Origin of the sequence: Winogradskyella jejuensis, assembly GCF_900129745.1 — a bacterium.
GTDB classification, from domain to species: Bacteria; Bacteroidota; Bacteroidia; order Flavobacteriales; family Flavobacteriaceae; genus Winogradskyella; species Winogradskyella jejuensis.
In genome coordinates this window covers 1,335,507-1,353,010 of sequence record NZ_FQWS01000001.1, presented here as the reverse complement: position 1 = coordinate 1,353,010, position 17,504 = coordinate 1,335,507, and the positions used below count along the sequence as shown (strand labels likewise).

Below are 17,504 nucleotides of genomic sequence, written 5' to 3'. Positions count from 1 at the left end.
TTCCTTTAAAATGAAAAACATAATTAAACTAATCATTTTGTCACTGTTATTTGCATCTTGTGGTGGTGATAAAAAACAAAGCATAGAAGACATTTTAGCAACAGGAGATGTCAAAGCTATACAAACCAGAAAAGACAATTTAATTGCACAACAACAGGAATTATCAAAAAAAATAAAACAACTGGATGACAGTTTAAAAGTACTTAATCCAGAACGCAACGTACCGTTAGTTACAACAATTACTGCTAAAACTGAAAAATTTAATCACTATCTCGAATTACAAGGAAGTGTAGAGACTAAACAAAATTTGGTGTTGACTCCAGAAATGGGTGGCATTCTTAAACAAGTTTTTGTAAAAGAAGGTGACAATGTTTCTAAAGGTCAGATTCTTGCCAGAATTGATGATGGTGGTTTAGCACAGCAAAAAGCACAATTACAGATTCAGTCAGATTTAGCTAAAACAACTTTCGAAAGACAAAAACGTCTTTGGGAACAAAAAATTGGTAGTGAAATTCAATATCTAAGTGCTAAGTCGAGTTATGAAGCCTTAGAAGAATCTGTAAACCAGATTAATCAACAATTAGCAAAAACTGCTGTAAGAGCACCGTTTTCTGGTGTTATCGATGATGTAATTACAGAACAAGGTAGTGTTGTTGCTCCTGGACAAACACCTTTAATGCGACTTGTAAATCTTTCTGATATGTATATTACTACAGACATACCGGAATCTTACATCACGACAATTACAGAAGGAAAAAAGGTCGAAGTTACATTTCCAATTTTAGGGAAAACCCTTGATACAAAAGTGAGACAAACAGGTAACTTTATTAATCCTGCAAACAGAACGTTTAAGGTAGAAATTGCTGTACCAAACAAAGACAAAAACATCAAACCGAATCTTACAGCACGTCTAAAAATAAATGATTACACAAGTGAAGACGCCATTTTAATTCCACAAGGAATTATTTCAGAGAATGCAAATGGTGAGCAATACATCTATGTGTTAGAAACAAAGGATGATATATCTTCCGCTAAACAGGTAATTATCGAAACAGGAAAAACGCAGGGTGACGTCATTGAAGTTTTAAATGGTTTAAGTGCTGGAGATAAAATTATTGATGAAGGTGCTCGTAGTGTAAAAAATGGACAAGCAGTAAGAGAGGTAGAACCTAAAGTATAATTAAGCGTATCTCGTCCTTAAAACAAAAAAACAGTCTCATGACCAATAAAAAGAAAATAAAAAAAATAGTAGATAAAGAATTTGGCTTATCTACTTGGGCTATTAACAATAAAACCACCATGTATGTGGCTATTATTCTTATTCTCTTCTTAGGTGGAAAAGCTTATTTTGATATGCCGCGAGAGAATTTCCCAGAAATTCAAGAAACTAAAATTTATGTGAGCTCGCTTTTCCCTGGAAATACCGCTGAGGATATCGAGAAACTCATTACAGACCCACTAGAAGACAAACTTAAAAACGTAAGTAATGTCGTTGAAATAACATCAACATCTCAAGAAGATTACTCTATGATTGTTGTTGAGTTTGATGATGATGTCGATGTAGAATCCGCCAAACAAAAAGTAAAAGACGAAATAGATACGGAAACCTCTAGTGAAGACTGGCCTACCTTTAATGGCGCCAAAGTAGAGCCTAATGTTTTTGAATTAAGTATGTCTGAGGAAATCCCAATTCTAAATATTAATATTTCAGGAAATTATCCTGTTGAACGGCTTAAAGAATTTGGGGAATACCTTGAAGATGAAATTGAAGATTTAGCGGAAATAAAAAAAGTAGACATCCGAGGCGCGCAAACCAAAGAGGTTGAAGTTGCTGTAGATGTTTACAAAATGATGGCTTCTAAAGTAAACTTCAACGATGTTACAGGCGCCATTGCCAATGGTAATATGACGATGTCAGCAGGTAATTTTATCACAAGCGGACAGCGAAGAACAATTCGTATAATAGGCGAAATAGACGAACCATCAGACTTAAAAAACTTTGTAGTTAAGTCCGAAAATAATAATCCTATTTACTTAAAAGATATTGCAACGATAAGTTTTAAACCAAAGGATAAAACGACTTACGCTCGTGAGTATAATCCTGAAACTGGTAAAGGCGAAGAAGTGGTAATGTTAGACGTTAAAAAACGTTCTGGAAAAAACATGGTAGCAGCCGCAGAGAAAATTTCAGAAATAGTTAAAAAAGCAAAATCAGATGTTTTTCCTCCAGATTTAAGGGTTACAACAACCAATGACCAATCTTCTAAAACTATAGGACAAGTAGATGATTTAGTAAATAATATCATCTTCGGTATTTTCCTTGTGGTTACCGTATTAATGTTCTTTTTAGGATTTAAAAATGCGTTGTTTGTTGGCTTCGCTATCCCAATGTCTATGTTTATGTCTTTAATGATTCTAAACGCTTTAGGATATACTATGAATACCATGATTTTATTTGGATTAATCATGGGATTAGGTATGCTTGTTGATAATGGTATTGTGGTTGTAGAAAATGTCTATCGCTTAATGGACGAAGAAGGCTTAACACGTGTTGAAGCCGCAAAAAAAGGGATTAGCGAAATTGCATTCCCAATAATTATTTCTACAGCAACCACAATCGCCGCCTTTATTCCTCTGGGTCTATGGCCAGGGCTAATGGGACAGTTTATGATTTATTTTCCCATTACCTTATCCGTTGTTCTAGGGTCGTCTTTAGTCGTAGCAATTTTCTTCAACTCGGTGCTCGTATCTCAGTTTATGACTACGGAAGACAAAGAGATGCCCTTGAAGCAAATTATTCGTATCTCTGGAATTCTAGTAGGTTTTGGTGTGCTTATACTTATTTTTGGGGGCTCATACAGAGGTTTAGGTTCAGTAATGATTTTCACAGCCATATTACTCTGGTTTTACCGTTTAGTATTACGCGATGCAGCCAATTGGTTTCAGACTAAGGCATTGGTACGATTAGAGAATTTCTACGAAAAAACCCTTTCTACCTCGTTAAAAGGATGGAAACCTCAACTAATCGCTTTTGGAAGTCTAATCTTGCTATTCATAGCTTTTGGAGGATTTGGTGCTTCAGTAGCTACTCAGCGTACAAAAATTGAATTTTTTCCAGATAACAAGCCAAACCAAATTATCGTTTATATCGAATACCCTGAAGGTACAGATATCGAAAAAACCAATAAAATCACTAAAGAAGTTGAAGCCAAAGTTTATAGCATTTTATATGCTGATGAATATATAAAAGATGGTGAAAATTTCTTGGTAGAAAGCTCAGTCGCACAAGTAGGTGAAGGTGCAGGAAATCCGCAAACCGATGGTGGTTCTGCCGCAGAAATGCCGCACAAAGGAAAAATCACGGCATCCATGCGTGAGTATAAATACCGTAATGGCAAGGATAGTGAAGTGCTTCGTCAAAAAGTACAAGAAGCATTAACCGATGTGTATCCAGGCGTTTTAATCTCTGTAGAAAAAGATGCAAATGGACCACCAGTAGGACCTCCGATTAACATCGAAATCGAAGGCGATGATTACGACGAATTAATTTCTATTGCAGAACGCATGCGTCGTTTTATAAATTCAAAAAATATTGCAGCTATAGACGAGCTTAAAATAGATGTTAACAAAGACAAACCAGCTATGCAAGTTCTTGTTGACCGTGAAAAGGCAGGTGAGTTAGGCGTTAGCACAGGACAAGTTGGCCAACAATTACGAAACTCTTTATTTGGAGCAAAAGCAGGTATTTACAAAGAAGATGGCGACGACTATGACATCTATGTACGCTTTAATGAAGATTTAAGATACAATACAAGTGCGTTATTTAATCAGAAAATCATATTTAGAGACATGGCTTCTGGTCAAGTTCGTGAAATACCGGTTTCTGCAGTTGCAAATCAAAAGAACAATTCTGGATTTAGCGCCATAAAACACAGAGATACCAAACGTGTGGTTACGGTATATTCGGCCTTAGCACCTGGCTATGTAGATGCACAAGCTGTGGTGACACGTATCCAAGATGAAATGAAAAGTTTTGATAATTTACCAGATAATATAAAAATTGATTACACAGGGCAAATTGAAGAACAAAACAAAGAACAGGCCTTTTTAATGGGTGCTTTTTTCTCAGGTTTATTTTTAATTTTCCTTATTCTCATATTCCAATTTAATTCAGTTTCAAAACCAGCGATTATCATGATTGCTATTTTCTTGAGTCTAATTGGCGTATTTGGCGGTATTGTGATTACAGGCGCATCTTTCGTAATCCTAATGACCATGATGGGTATTATATCCTTAGCGGGAATTGTGGTAAATAACGGTGTTGTTCTGCTTGACTACGCACAATTACTTATTGATAGAAAAAAGAACGAACTCGATTTAGATATTACTGAATATTTGCCAAAAGAAGAACTATTAAAACAAATCATTAAAGCTGGTAAAGCACGTTTAAGACCTGTATTGTTAACCGCTATTACCACCATTTTGGGGTTAATCCCACTAGCAATAGGTCTAAATATTAACTTCTTTAGCTTATTTAGCGATTTTGACCCAAATATATATTTTGGTGGAGATAACGTAATTTTCTGGGGGCCATTAGCTTGGACAGTTATTTATGGGTTATTTATAGCTACATTTTTAACGTTGATTGTTGTACCTGTATTATTTTATTTAGCAACACGACTAAAAATGCGATTAAATACAAAACCGAGCACAACTCAAAATGTTTTAGAACGCGAAGGTGAAACGGTTGCTGCGTAGATTACAGATTTAAATAGTCTTTAAAAGCCTCAATAATGTTGAGGCTTTTTTATTTGATAATCTTAGAAATGGCTTAAATTTGCAACTTCATTCGCCATAACTTTAGCGACAGCGAATCAAATTAAATAATTATGTACAGAAGTCATACTTGTGGCGAGTTAAAAGCCACGCATACAAATACAGAAGTCACTCTGAGCGGTTGGGTTCAAGGTGTTAGAGATAAAGGATTTATGGTTTACGTCGATTTACGTGACCGTTATGGCATTACCCAATTGTATTTTGACGAAGAGCAAACGGCAGCAGCTATTTTAGAACGTGCTCAAAAATTAGGCCGTGAGTTTGTTATTCAAGTTAAGGGAAAAGTCCAAGAGCGGGCTTCTAAAAATCCGAATATTCCAACTGGAGAAGTTGAAGTTTTAGTTACAGAATTAACTGTACTAAACAGCTCAATTGTTCCGCCGTTTACAATCGAAGATAAAACCGATGGTGGCGACGATTTACGTATGAAATACCGTTACCTCGATATTCGTCGTAATCCAGTAAAAGAGAGCTTAATCTTTAGACATAAAGTTGCGCAAGCGGTTAGAAATTATTTATCTAACCAAGATTTTATTGAAGTAGAAACACCTTATCTTATAAAATCGACACCAGAAGGTGCTCGAGATTTTGTTGTGCCTTCTCGCATGAATGAAGGTCAGTTTTATGCGCTTCCGCAATCGCCTCAAACTTTCAAGCAATTGTTGATGGTTGGTGGAATGGATAAATATTTTCAGATTGTAAAGTGTTTTAGAGACGAAGATTTACGTGCTGACAGACAGCCAGAATTTACACAGATAGATTGCGAAATGGCCTTTGTTGAGCAAGAAGATATTTTAAATACGTTTGAAGGTTTAACACGTCACCTGCTGAAAGAAATTAACGGAGTCGAAGTCGATAAATTTCCAAGAATGCTTTACGATGATGCCATGCGTTTATACGGAAATGACAAACCAGACATTCGTTTTGGGATGGAATTTGGCGAGCTAAACGCTGTAGCACAACATAAAGATTTTAACGTATTTAATTCGGCAGAATTGGTTGTTGGTATTGCTGTTCCTGGCGGAAATGCATACACAAGAAAGGAAATAGATAAACTGATTGATTGGGTAAAACGTCCACAAGTTGGAGCACTCGGTATGGTTTACTGTCGTTGTAATGATGATGGCACATTTAAATCTTCAGTAGATAAGTTTTACGACCAAAACGATTTAGAAAAATGGGCAGAAGTGACTGGTGCAAAAGCTGGTGATTTAATCTGTGTGCTTTCTGGCGAAACCAACAAAGTACGTGCACAATTAAGTGCGTTACGTATGGAACTAGCTGAACGTCTCGGTTTACGTAAGCCTGATGAATTTGCACCGCTTTGGGTTATGGATTTCCCACTTTTAGAATGGGACGAAGATACAGAGCGTTACCACGCCATGCACCATCCGTTCACCTCACCAAAACCAGGTCAATTAGAGTTATTAGACACAAAGCCAGGCGAAGTAAAAGCCAATGCTTATGATTTGGTTTTAAACGGAAACGAAATCGGTGGTGGTTCTATCAGAATTCACGATAAATCAACACAAGCTATTATGCTAAAGCTCCTCGGATTCTCTGAAGAAGAAGCGCGAGCACAATTTGGTTTCTTAATGAATGCATTTGAATATGGTGCGCCACCGCATGGTGGTATTGCTTTTGGACTAGATAGATTGGTTGCCATTCTTGGGGGACAGGAAACCATTAGAGATTTTATTGCGTTCCCAAAAAACAATTCAGGTCGAGACGTTATGATTGATGCGCCTGCACCAATAGACGATGAGCAACTCACAGAATTAAGTTTAAAACTTAACTTGAAATCTTAAATTATTAAATCCTGCAAAGCAGGATTTTTTATTAGATTTAGATAATGAAACTATACAACTTTAAATATTTTCTAAATTTTTATTCAGCACTCACGCTGTTATGTTTGTCACTTCTTTGTTGTAAAAAAAATACAGTACCATCAGATATTTATCAAAAAATAGACAACTCAGTAGAATATATAAATCCAGAAACAGCTTTAGGTAATAAAGATTTTAAAACTTGTAATGACAATATTATTTTCAACTACTATAATCCACAATCTGCTTCGTATAGTGGAGGAAAAAATAATCTAAGAGACTATATATTATCTAACTATAACTCTGATAAGTATTCAGATTCAGGATATTTAAATATTTTATTTGTTATCAACTGTAAAGGCGAAGCTGGTCGCTATAAAGTATATGAAAACAATTTAGACCTAGAACCTCAAAAATTCAATCCACAGCTAAAAACAGAACTTCTGAATTTAACAATGAAGTTAAAAAAATGGAATCCAAACGTTATTCGTGGAGAATACGTTGATTCCTCAATGTATATATCTTACAGAATAGAAAATGGAGAAATTACTGAAATACTACCTTAGTTTTGCTCTAGTCTTACATTGCATTTCATGCAGTGATAAAGCCGCAGAGTCTTCTTCAGCAAACAGAGAAAAAGCAGAAAAAATATATGCTGAAGCAATAAAATATTACCAAGGTACAGCTGAGTTTCAGAATGGAATAATTGACGCTATCAAAGTAGACCCAACGTACGACGAAGCCATAAGGGAATTATCTATAGGCTACTTAAAACGAGGTATCCCTCATGAATGGAAAAAAAGACTTGATATAGCCGTTGAACTCAATCCAACAATTTGGCAAGGCTATCGCGGTTACAATTATTTGTGGTTTTACAGAGATTATAAAAAAGCTATTCAGGATTTTAATGCGACAGACACTTTAACTCCAAACTTTATTGATGCTCCACAAGGCCACAGTGTAGACTACTGGCGCGGCATTGCCTATTTAGGCCTCAAAGACTATGAGAATTCATTAAGTTTTTTCAATAAATTTATTGATACCGAAACTAAAGAATGGGGAGAAGATATTGTTGAAGTTACAGGCTTTTTATACCGAGGCATTGTTTTGTACGAAACCAATCAGCATGAAAAAGCGCTCATAGATTTTGATAAAGTTTTAAAATACAATCGTGGGCAATCCGCAGATGCCAAATATTACAAAGCTTTAATTCTTAAAGAAACAAACAAAGACGAAGCCAAGCGACTAATAAACGATGCCATTTCAGATTTTAACAACGGCTATTTTAACCAACGCCCTTATGTTGAAACTATGAGGCAAATTTATATTGAAGATTTAGAGAAGTTAAGGAAAGAGCTTAATTAAATCCTGGTTTTGCAGGATTTTTTGTTAGATTTAAACTATGCCAACGAAGTCCACTTTTTTTAGACGCCTACTTATTTGGAGGTACAAACATATCTCCGAAAAAAACTTCGTGTTTTTACTGGCCTTAGTCATTGGATTACTTTCAGGTTTGGTCGCGGTGACTATAAAAAATATCACCTTTGCTATTGAGGCTATTTTTGAAAAAGGCATTATCCTATCAGAAAATAGCATCTATTTTATATTACCTGTTATTGGATTGTTTTTGGTCTATTTGTTTGTAAAATATGTATCTAAAAAACCTAGCGAACATGCTATACCATCCATACTTTTTTCGTTGTCTAAACGAAATGGATTAATTAGCAGACGTAAAATTTATTTACCACTAATCACAGCACCTTTAACGGTAGGTTTTGGAGGTTCGGTTGGGTTACTTGGTCCTGCAATAGCTTCAGCATCGGCAATTAGTTCTAGTTTAGGTCAGTTGCTTCATATCGATAGAAAAACACGAAGTTTACTTATTGGTTGTGCTTCGGCTGGTGCTATTGCTTCCATCTTTAAATCTCCTATTGCCGCCATTATTTTTGCCATAGAAGTCTTTAGTTTAGACCTAACATTCGCGTCACTTTTACCGCTTTTAATTGCTTCAGTATCATCCGTAATTACCTCTTACTTTTTCTTGGGCGATAGTGTTCTTTTTGATTTTACAGTTTCAGAAAAATTTCAAATTAAAGACACACTTTTTTATATCCTTTTAGGAATAGGAACAGGCGTTGCTTCTATTTATTTTACAAAAATTTATTTTGGAGTGACTTCCATCTTTAATCGTTTTAAATCTGCCAGACAAAAACTGATTGTTGGTGGTTTAGCTATTGGTGTGATGCTTTATTTTATTCCACCGCTTTACGGTGAAGGTTTTGGTTTTATAAACGATTTAATGTTAGGTAACGATAAGCAAGCGATTGGCGCCTCTCTTTTTGACAATTATTTAGATAACATTTGGGTTGTGATTGGACTGCTTTTTGGCATTACCGTTTTTAAAGCTATTGCCATGACCACAACTTTTGCCGCTGGCGGAACTGGCGGAATTATTATCCCAACCTTAGTCATGGGAAGCTCTTTAGGAAACTTAGTCGCCAAAATAATTAATAATTGCGGTTTAGGCTTTTCGGTTTCCGAAGCAAACTTCACTCTTATTGGTATGGCAGGACTGATTGCTGGTGTATTACATGCGCCTTTGACAGCAATCTTTTTAATTGCTGAAATTACTGGTGGTTATCAACTCTTTGTGCCTTTGATGATTACGGCTTCTATGTCTTTTATTATTAACAAAAATGCTTTAGACCATACCATCTACACAAAAGAATTATTAGAGAAAGGCGCGTTATTGACCCAAGACAAGGACAAAAGTGTATTGACGTTAATGAACTTAGATGCTGTTATAGAAAAGAACTTTATAGTTCTAAATCCTGAAATGACTCTTGGAGATATGCTTAAAAATGGTGTGGCTAAATCTAGTCGGAATTTATTTCCTGTAACGGATAATGAGAATAATTTTATGGGTATAATTCTACTAGACGATATTAGAACAGTCATGTTTGACCAATCGCTTTACGACTCTACAACTGTGGAAACTTTTATGCATCGCCCGCCTGAATTTATTATCTATGAAAAAGATTCGATGCAAGATGTAATGAAAAAATTTCAGGAATCTGGTGCGTGGAATCTTCCTGTAATTAAGGACGAAAAGTATTTTGGCTTTGTTTCAAAATCTAAACTACTAACGGCATACCGAAAGGAATTGATTAATTTTACATCTTGATATGAGACTCATCAAAATTATAACCTTTATCGCTTTTATTGCTTCATTTGTGAGTGTCATTTGTGGCTTTACAATGGATGTAGATTATTCTCAAAAACTCATAGGTTTTGGTGTCATGGGTGTTTTCTTTGTGGTTTTTCCGCTATTCTCTTACTACCGCTGGAAAGATAAAGACCCTAAAGACTATATGATTACAAAAGATAGTCTAGACAAAATGCGTGAAAATCAAAAACGCGGTAAATATTAAGAAAATGTAACTTTTTGAAATAAAATGCTTTATTCCCTTGAGGTAATGTTTTTAACTGTACCTTTGTGCTTTAATTTTTTATTTTTATTTATAATGACTGGAACAGTTAAATTTTTTAATGATTCAAAAGGATTTGGATTCATTACAAACGAAGAAACAGGAAAAGACATCTTCGTACACGTATCAAACCTTAATGGATTAGAACTTCGCGAAGGCGATAACGTAGAGTACACAGAAGAAGAAGGACGCAAAGGAATGGTTGCTGCAAACGTAAGCATTCTTTAAGAATAAGATATACTTTATTAGTTTCAACGCTCAACCTATGGTTGGGCGTTTTTTTTGCTTTTAATTTAAATTCCGTTTCTCAATAAAGAAGCGTTTCATGAGTTCTGATGCTTCTTGCTCTAAAATTCCACCTATTACTTTTGTTTTTGGGTGCAACTGTGTTCCCATTGCTTTAAAACCACGCTGCTCATCAGACGCTCCATAAACAATCTTAGAAATCTGACTCCAGTACAAAGCCCCTGCACACATTTGACAGGGTTCTAAGGTCACATATAACGTACAACCTTTAAGATATTTTCCTCCCAAAAAGTTAGCCGCAGCTGTAATGGCTTGCATTTCGGCATGTGCTGTCACATCATTTAATAACTCAGTGAGATTATGAGAACGGGCAATAATTTTATCGTTAATAACTACAACAGCACCAACAGGAATTTCACCTTTTTCAAAAGCAGCTTCGGCTTCCTGAAGTGCTTTTTTCATAAAGTATGTATCATCGAAAGGGTTTATCATATTAGTAAAAATAAAAAATAAGTTATTCTATTCTAACCGAGTTATAATTAAAAATAATAGATTCTTAAATAATCCCGAAGCTTCGGGACATAATGACAAAACTTATAGTCATTTATTGTAGCTTTGCTTTGTGCAAAAACAACTCTTAGACCATATCAATCTCCCAAAAGATTTAAGACAATTATCGCAAGATGATTTATTACAACTTGCCAAGGAGTTACGTGAGTTTATAATCAACATTGTAGCTACAAAAGAAGGGCATTTGGGTGCTAGTTTAGGTGTGGTTGAATTAACCATAGCACTGCATTATGTATTTAATACACCTGAGGATTTATTGATTTGGGATGTAGGTCACCAAGCCTACGGACATAAAATATTGACTGGGCGAAAAGAAATTTTTGACACCAATAGGCAACTCGGTGGCATTAGTGGTTTTCCAAAACGTGACGAGAGCGTATATGATACTTTTGGTGTTGGACACTCTTCTACATCAATTTCTGCAGCTCTTGGAATGGCTATTGCTTCTAAAGTATTGGGCGACTTAGAAAAACAACACATCGCGGTTATTGGTGATGCTTCCATTGCAAGCGGCATGGCCTTTGAAGGCTTAAACCATGCTGGTGTTACAGATGCTAACTTACTTGTTATTTTGAATGATAATGCTATTGGTATCGACCCAAGTGTTGGTGCCTTAAAACAGTATCTAACCAACGTAAAAAAAGGAACCGAAAAGCAAGACAATATTTTTGAAGCCTTGAATTTTGACTACTCTGGACCTATTGATGGACATGACTTACCCAAATTGATTTCAGAATTAAGACGATTAAAATCAGTAAAAGGTCCAAAATTTCTACATGTAATCACTACAAAAGGGAAAGGTCTAAAACAAGCTGAAGAAAATCAAGTAAAATACCACGCTCCGGGAAAATTTGATGCGGAAACTGGGGAATTAATTGCTAAATCTGGCTTGAGCGAACCTCCAAAATTTCAGGATGTTTTTGGTGAAACTATAGTAGAATTAGCAAAAGAGAATGAAAAAATCGTTGGGATTACACCCGCTATGCCAACAGGTAGTTCTCTCAAATATATGATGGAAGCAATTCCAGAGCGTGCATTTGATGTCGGTATTGCTGAGCAGCATGCTGTAACATTAGCTGCTGGAATGGCAACACAGGGACTTATTCCGTTTTGTAATATCTATTCTACATTTTTACAGCGCGCTTACGATCAAGTGATTCATGATGTAGCGACACAAAATTTGCCTGTTATTTTTTGTTTAGACCGTGCTGGTTTAGTTGGTGAGGATGGTGCTACACATCATGGCGTTTTTGATTTGGCGTATTTACGTTGCATCCCAAATTTGATGATTTTTGCGCCTAGAAATGCTATTGAACTTCGAAATATAATGTATACCGTTCAACAAGGCATTAACTTTCCTATTGCTATACGTTACCCGAGAGGTCGATGTAAACTTTTAGATTGGAAACTTCCTTTTGAAACGATTAAAATAGGCAAAGGTGTTTGTTTAAAAGAAGGGAAAAATATTGCTATTCTATCAGTTGGAACAACATCTAACACTGTGATTAATGTATTACAAAACAATACAGAATTTGAAACCGTTGGACATTACGATATGCGTTTTGTAAAACCTCTTGATGAAGATTTACTTAACACTTTGTTCAAAAAATATAAGGTGATAATAAGCATAGAAGATGGGACTATTATTGGTGGTTTTGGAAGTGCTATCTTAGAATTTGCTAATGCTAACAACTATAAAACTAAAGTTGAAATATTAGGTATTAAAGACAAATTTACAGAGCACGGTACTGTAGGCGAGTTGAAGGAGATAAATCAAATTGATGAAACAAGCCTAAAGAAAAAATTGAAAGAGCTATTCTTTAGCCTTAAAATCTAGTGTAGCGAAACTGTCACTATTCTGTTGATTAGGTTTTGCATTAACTTCTGAAGCGTCAACACTTGATTTATTTGAATTATGAGATAAATCATCTATTATTAATAGGCACGCCACAACAGCAAAAAAGACTACAAAAGCACTAAGTACATTATTTTTCATAAGTCATGGTAGATTTGGGGTTCTAACAAGTCAAATTAAAGCACTATATCGTTAAAAAACAAATTTTATCGATGAAATACATAATAATATTTTATATACACTGATTATCAATGCTTTATTAAATTGTATTTCCATTAATTCTGTGGTATAAGAGCATTGCATTAGAGTCTGACAGCTTAGAAATGTATAAACAAACCGCCATAATATTATCATACAACGATGTGTTTGAAAGACTTACAGTCTCTGGTAGCACTTTTAAAACCAATTTATCATAACTAGACAAATGACCATTGTATACATTACCAGCTGCCTTTACAAAGACCGAAAGAAGACCATCTAGCACCTTATAACCTGCAATCTCTTTATTTACGACCTCAGAGGATTGATATACATTTTTTATACTAATATTAATAATATCTTTTATTTGCGCTTTATAACTACTCACATCCAAAAGTCCTGTCTCAAACTCGCCAGCTAGAATGGCTTCTTCATTACTCATAAAAATCGAGACCGCTTCGTTAATTAGTGTTCCTATAGCTAATGCTCTAAGGTAACTTACACGGTCTTGTGTTGTTTTTAACGCGTTATATTTTTTGGTATTTATAGTGTCTTTTACAAGCTTAATTAAATACTCTAGAGCGTACTCTTCCTCAATTAATCCTAGATTAATACCATCTTCAAAATCTATTATGGTGTAGCAAATATCATCCGCAGCTTCAACTAAATACGCTAATGGATGCCTAGCGTAGGCATTATTTTTATCGTCTCTAACGGAAAGACCTAACTCCTTTGCAATTGCAGTAAAAGTAGCTTCCTCACTTTGAAAAAACCCATATTTTTTATCTGCTATATGAGGTGTTGGCTTCTTTGGTAATGAGGCCTTAGGGTATTTCATAAATGCTCCAAGAGTGGCATGGCTTAATCGTAATCCTCCTTCACGCCCTTCTCTACTTTCAGTAAGAATTTTAAAACCATTAGCGTTACCCTCAAAATCACATAAATCTTGATATTGCTTATCTGTAAGCTGACTTTTAAAATGTTTACCTTCTCCTTCACTAAAATAGGCCCCAATTGCTTTTTCTCCTGAATGTCCAAAAGGCGGATTTCCAATATCGTGAGCTAAGGCAGCTGCGGCAACAATGGCACCAAAATCATTGATTTGATACCCATGAATATTTTGAAGATGTGGATGTTTTTCTAGTAACAATCGTCCAACTTGTCGTCCTAATGAACGCCCTACAACACTAACTTCTAAGCTGTGAGTTAATCGGGTATGGACAAAATCTGTCTTAGATAATGGTACAACTTGTGTTTTGTCTTGAAGGCTTCTAAATTCCGAAGAAAAAATAATACGGTCGTAATCTACTTCGAAGCCCAAACGCGTTTCATCCTGCTCTTTTCTAAGTCTTTTATTTACATCGCCATAGCGCTTTAATGAGAGTAGTTGTTCCCAATTCATCGTTCTTGTTTTTTACTGAAGCAATATAGATAAATTGCAAAAGAACCTATTAGCTTTTAGACTAAAAGTAATCCCCTTTTTAATGTTAATAAATTGTTGCCTAAAGCAGTTACCTCTTAATATTAAGCTAACTATTGTATAACCTTTTTATTACTAATCATTAATTTTTGATTAACCTCAAAACTCGAAAGTAGCGCTTTCTTTGCATCATCAATTTAGAAAAAAACTGATGAGACATATTACTATACTTTTTACAATCCTTTTAACCGCTATTTCTTTTGGCCAAGACACTGGTGCTGTTGCAGGTAAGTTAACAGATAAAGACTTTAATAATGAGCCTTTGCCTTTTGCCAACATACTGATAAAAGGAACTACTACTGGAACAACTTCTGATATCGATGGTAAATACATTATCGAAAATTTAAGTCCTGGAACATACACAGTGATTTTTAGTTTCGTAGGATACGAAACTATAGAGCGCCAAGCCGTAATCGTAGCCGGTGAAACCACTACAATAGATGTTATTATGGGCGCAAGTGCTGCAACACTAGACCAAGTAGTTATTAAAACAACTGCTAAAAAAGAGACTGAAACAGCACTCCTTTTAGATCAGAAAAGAGCAACCACTATTAAACAAAGTATTGGGGCACAAGAGCTTTCTCGAAAAGGCGTAAGTGATGCCGCAGGAGCTGTTACTAAAATATCTGGTATTTCTAAGCAAGAAGGTGGCGGTAACGTTTATGTTCGTGGTCTTGGTGACCGCTATTTAAATACAACTTATAATGGTCTTACGCTTCCAGCTAACAACATTGAAAAGAAAAATATGGACCTTAACCTATTCTCTTCTGATGTTATTCAAAATGTTGGAGTAAGTAAAACTTATGCTGCCAATTTTTATGGAGATTTTGCTGCAGGAAATGTAGATATTGTGGCTAAGGAACATACTGGAGATTTTTTCTTAGATGTTAATCTAGGTTCAAACTTTAACTCAAATGCCATTGGCAAAAACTTTGTAAAAAGTGAAGGCACAGGTTATTTTGGTTTTTATAACAGATACCGTAATAATCCATATGCTGTAATTTTATCACATGGTGTAGACCCTCAAGGCATTGACGGTTCTTTGGGAGTAGAAGGAAATTTTTCTGCTGGTGATTCTTGGGAAATTGGTGAAGAATCTCGTTTAAGCGTGTTTACAACAGCTGCTTTTGGTAGTAGTTTTGAATATAGAAGAGGGCAATTTGCTAATGTTACCGCTGCGGCAAACACCATCTTTCAGGATGCTGAAGAGTTCGAGTTTACTCGTAATACAACAGCAATGGCTAATGTCGTATACCGAATCAATAACAATCATAAAGTAAAATTCAATTCTTTATTTATTAACGACGCCACAGACGAGATAGGACGTTTTGGTATCGATGGTCGTGGTTATAACCGTAATACAATTGCCGATAATGATGACTTTGGATTCTTTACACAGAATGTACAGTTTGAGCAGGATATGATTTTTGTAAATCAAATTCTAGGAACAAGTACAATTAACGAAAAACTAAATCTAGATTATGGATTAGGTTATAACAAAGTATTAGCGCGTCAACCAGACCGTAAACGTATTGCTTTAGAACGTTTTGAAAACACTCTAGATAACGACCCATCTACAAATGCTATTTTCTACAGAAATGTTGAATTTGATAATCAGCGATATTTTCAGAATATAGAAGATGGAGAATTTAATGCACGTATTAATTTAAGCTACGAACAATCTGAAAATTTGAAGTTTAACTTTGGTTACAATGGCCGTACTAAAGAGCGTACGTTTGACAACCAACGTTATGGTTATGACATTATTAATCCGCTTACTGAGATTAGTGATGTTAACAACTTCGATGCTTTCTTTTCAATAGAAAACCAAGGCGTATTATATAATACAAGTGTATTCCGTCCTTTAGATCCAGCTAATGGTTTAGGAAGAGAAAACTTACCTGGACAATTAGAAAACACCTATAAAGGTAACCTTAATGTGCATGCATTATATACTGATGCTGTATACAAGTTAGGTGAAAAATGGACATTTGTTCCTGGATTACGTGTTGAGCAATTTAATCAAGAAATCAGTTACGATGTAATTAATCTTTCTTTTAATAATCCTGGCAGTAACAAAGCTAGCGAAACGTTTTTCCTTCCTAGTTTAAATGTAAAATATGCACTAACAGAAAATCAGAATCTTCGTTTTTCTGCAAGTAGAACAGTCTCTAACCCTGAGTTTAAAGAAGTGGCTCCGTTTGTATACGAGAATGTAACTGATCGTATTGGAGGTAATCCAGACCTTTTAAATGATCCTGCATTTTCTACTATCGTAAATTTAGATTTAAAGTACGAATGGTTTATTAATAGTGGAGAGATACTTTCTTTAGGACTTTTTAATAAAACAATTAATGACCCTGTAAACTTAGTCTCAGCAAATGATGCTACAGGAACGCAACGTTTCTTTAGAACAGGAGACCGTGCTGATGTTTTTGGAATTGAACTTGAAGCAAGAAAAAGACTTATTAAAGATGAAGATGAAAATAGCGTCTTATCCGCAGGAATGAATATTACGTATACATCTACAACACAAGATTTAAAGACTGTTTCTGGAACATTTAACACTAATTTCAATAGAGATTCTGACGAGCTTCAAGGCGCTTCACCATTACTTATAAATGCTGATGTAAGTTATAGCCCAACTTTTGGAGAATACAAGCCTGTTGCAAACCTGGTATTTTCTTATTTCTCAGACCGTATCGATGCTTTAGGTTCTGGTCAGTTAGGAAATATCATAGAAAAAGGAGTTCCTACACTAGATTTTGTATGGAAAAATACGATTAACAAGAACTTTGAGATTAATGCAAGTGTAAAAAACATATTAGACCCTACAATACAGCGTGTACGTGAAAATGTGTCTTTTGACCCAACGCTAGCAAATGACTTAGGGATAAATCCTAACCTTTCTGAATTTGCCTTATCTAGTTACAAAAGAGGTATTAACGCAAGCATTCAATTCAAGTATAAATTCTAACCAAACAATTAAAAAACGAACGTTAAAT

13 protein-coding genes are annotated in these 17,504 nt (G+C 35.2%); 10 read left to right on the top strand and 3 right to left on the bottom strand.

From position 1 onward, the window contains the following. Positions 1-10: 10 nt before the first annotated feature. The 8 genes from BUB95_RS06295 to BUB95_RS06260 all read left to right on the top strand — a co-directional run bounded on the left by BUB95_RS06295 (position 11) and on the right by BUB95_RS06260 (position 10,378). A complete protein-coding gene (locus BUB95_RS06295) occupies positions 11-1,180 on the top strand; it encodes an efflux RND transporter periplasmic adaptor subunit (protein ID WP_073084377.1) in 1,170 nt (389 codons plus the stop codon). A 38-nt stretch (positions 1,181-1,218) separates the two neighbouring features. Continuing rightward, positions 1,219-4,758, top strand: a complete 3,540-nt coding sequence (locus BUB95_RS06290; RefSeq protein ID WP_073084374.1) for an efflux RND transporter permease subunit — start codon at positions 1,219-1,221, stop codon at positions 4,756-4,758. Between the two features lie 131 nt (positions 4,759-4,889). Beyond that, positions 4,890-6,644, top strand: coding sequence for an aspartate--tRNA ligase (gene aspS, locus BUB95_RS06285; RefSeq protein WP_073084372.1), 1,755 nt, complete (start codon positions 4,890-4,892; stop codon positions 6,642-6,644). A gap of 44 nt (positions 6,645-6,688) precedes the next feature. Continuing rightward, a complete protein-coding gene (locus tag BUB95_RS06280) occupies positions 6,689-7,228 on the top strand; it encodes a hypothetical protein (protein ID WP_159432641.1) in 540 nt (179 codons plus the stop codon). Continuing rightward, the gene (locus BUB95_RS06275; protein WP_073084368.1) at positions 7,200-8,027 is read left to right on the top strand and encodes a tetratricopeptide repeat protein; all 828 of its coding nucleotides are present in this window, start codon (positions 7,200-7,202) and stop codon (positions 8,025-8,027) included. The genes BUB95_RS06280 and BUB95_RS06275 overlap by 29 nt, the downstream gene beginning before the upstream one ends. Positions 8,028-8,064: 37 nt before the next feature. Beyond that, a complete protein-coding gene (locus tag BUB95_RS06270; protein ID WP_073084366.1) occupies positions 8,065-9,846 on the top strand; it encodes a chloride channel protein in 1,782 nt (593 codons plus the stop codon). A 1-nt stretch (position 9,847) separates the two neighbouring features. Beyond that, a complete protein-coding gene (locus BUB95_RS06265) occupies positions 9,848-10,093 on the top strand; it encodes a hypothetical protein (protein ID WP_073084363.1) in 246 nt (81 codons plus the stop codon). Positions 10,094-10,186: 93 nt separating this feature from the next. Next, a complete protein-coding gene (locus tag BUB95_RS06260; RefSeq protein ID WP_073085124.1) occupies positions 10,187-10,378 on the top strand; it encodes a cold-shock protein in 192 nt (63 codons plus the stop codon). Between the two features lie 60 nt (positions 10,379-10,438). Here the strand turns inward: BUB95_RS06260 and BUB95_RS06255 are convergent, their stop codons facing one another. Next, entirely contained in the window at positions 10,439-10,888 is a 450-nt protein-coding gene (locus BUB95_RS06255) for a nucleoside deaminase (RefSeq protein WP_073084361.1), read from the bottom strand. Positions 10,889-11,018: 130 nt separating this feature from the next. Between BUB95_RS06255 and BUB95_RS06250 the strand changes: the two genes are divergently transcribed. Beyond that, entirely contained in the window at positions 11,019-12,803 is a 1,785-nt protein-coding gene (locus BUB95_RS06250; RefSeq protein ID WP_073084358.1) for a 1-deoxy-D-xylulose-5-phosphate synthase, read from the top strand. Here BUB95_RS06250 and BUB95_RS06245 read toward each other — a convergent pair. Next, entirely contained in the window at positions 12,780-12,962 is a 183-nt protein-coding gene (locus BUB95_RS06245) for a hypothetical protein (protein WP_073084356.1), read from the bottom strand. The genes BUB95_RS06250 and BUB95_RS06245 overlap by 24 nt on opposite strands. Positions 12,963-13,080: 118 nt before the next feature. Further along, positions 13,081-14,421: a deoxyguanosinetriphosphate triphosphohydrolase gene (locus BUB95_RS06240; RefSeq protein ID WP_073084353.1), complete on the bottom strand. Its 1,341-nt coding sequence runs from the start codon at positions 14,419-14,421 to the stop codon at positions 13,081-13,083. 229 nt (positions 14,422-14,650) lie between these two features. Between BUB95_RS06240 and BUB95_RS06235 the strand changes: the two genes are divergently transcribed. Continuing rightward, the gene (locus BUB95_RS06235; RefSeq protein WP_073084351.1) at positions 14,651-17,476 is read left to right on the top strand and encodes a TonB-dependent receptor; all 2,826 of its coding nucleotides are present in this window, start codon (positions 14,651-14,653) and stop codon (positions 17,474-17,476) included. Positions 17,477-17,504 lie beyond the last annotated feature (28 nt).

What these genes read in the sequence shown, in the direction of transcription:
- BUB95_RS06275 (WP_073084368.1), top strand. Translation starts at nt 7,200, where the DNA reads ATGGAGAAATTACTGAAATACTACCTTAGTTTTGCTCTAGTCTTACAT.
- BUB95_RS06260 (WP_073085124.1), top strand. Translation starts at nt 10,187, where the DNA reads ATGACTGGAACAGTTAAATTTTTTAATGATTCAAAAGGATTTGGATTC.
- BUB95_RS06235 (WP_073084351.1), top strand. Translation starts at nt 14,651, where the DNA reads ATGAGACATATTACTATACTTTTTACAATCCTTTTAACCGCTATTTCT.
- BUB95_RS06255 (WP_073084361.1), bottom strand. Translation starts at nt 10,888, where the DNA reads ATGATAAACCCTTTCGATGATACATACTTTATGAAAAAAGCACTTCAG.
- BUB95_RS06240 (WP_073084353.1), bottom strand. Translation starts at nt 14,421, where the DNA reads ATGAATTGGGAACAACTACTCTCATTAAAGCGCTATGGCGATGTAAAT.
- aspS (WP_073084372.1), top strand. Translation starts at nt 4,890, where the DNA reads ATGTACAGAAGTCATACTTGTGGCGAGTTAAAAGCCACGCATACAAAT.
- BUB95_RS06295 (WP_073084377.1), top strand. Translation starts at nt 11, where the DNA reads ATGAAAAACATAATTAAACTAATCATTTTGTCACTGTTATTTGCATCT.
- BUB95_RS06280 (WP_159432641.1), top strand. Translation starts at nt 6,689, where the DNA reads ATGAAACTATACAACTTTAAATATTTTCTAAATTTTTATTCAGCACTC.
- BUB95_RS06265 (WP_073084363.1), top strand. Translation starts at nt 9,848, where the DNA reads ATGAGACTCATCAAAATTATAACCTTTATCGCTTTTATTGCTTCATTT.
- BUB95_RS06290 (WP_073084374.1), top strand. Translation starts at nt 1,219, where the DNA reads ATGACCAATAAAAAGAAAATAAAAAAAATAGTAGATAAAGAATTTGGC.
- BUB95_RS06270 (WP_073084366.1), top strand. Translation starts at nt 8,065, where the DNA reads ATGCCAACGAAGTCCACTTTTTTTAGACGCCTACTTATTTGGAGGTAC.
- BUB95_RS06245 (WP_073084356.1), bottom strand. Translation starts at nt 12,962, where the DNA reads ATGAAAAATAATGTACTTAGTGCTTTTGTAGTCTTTTTTGCTGTTGTG.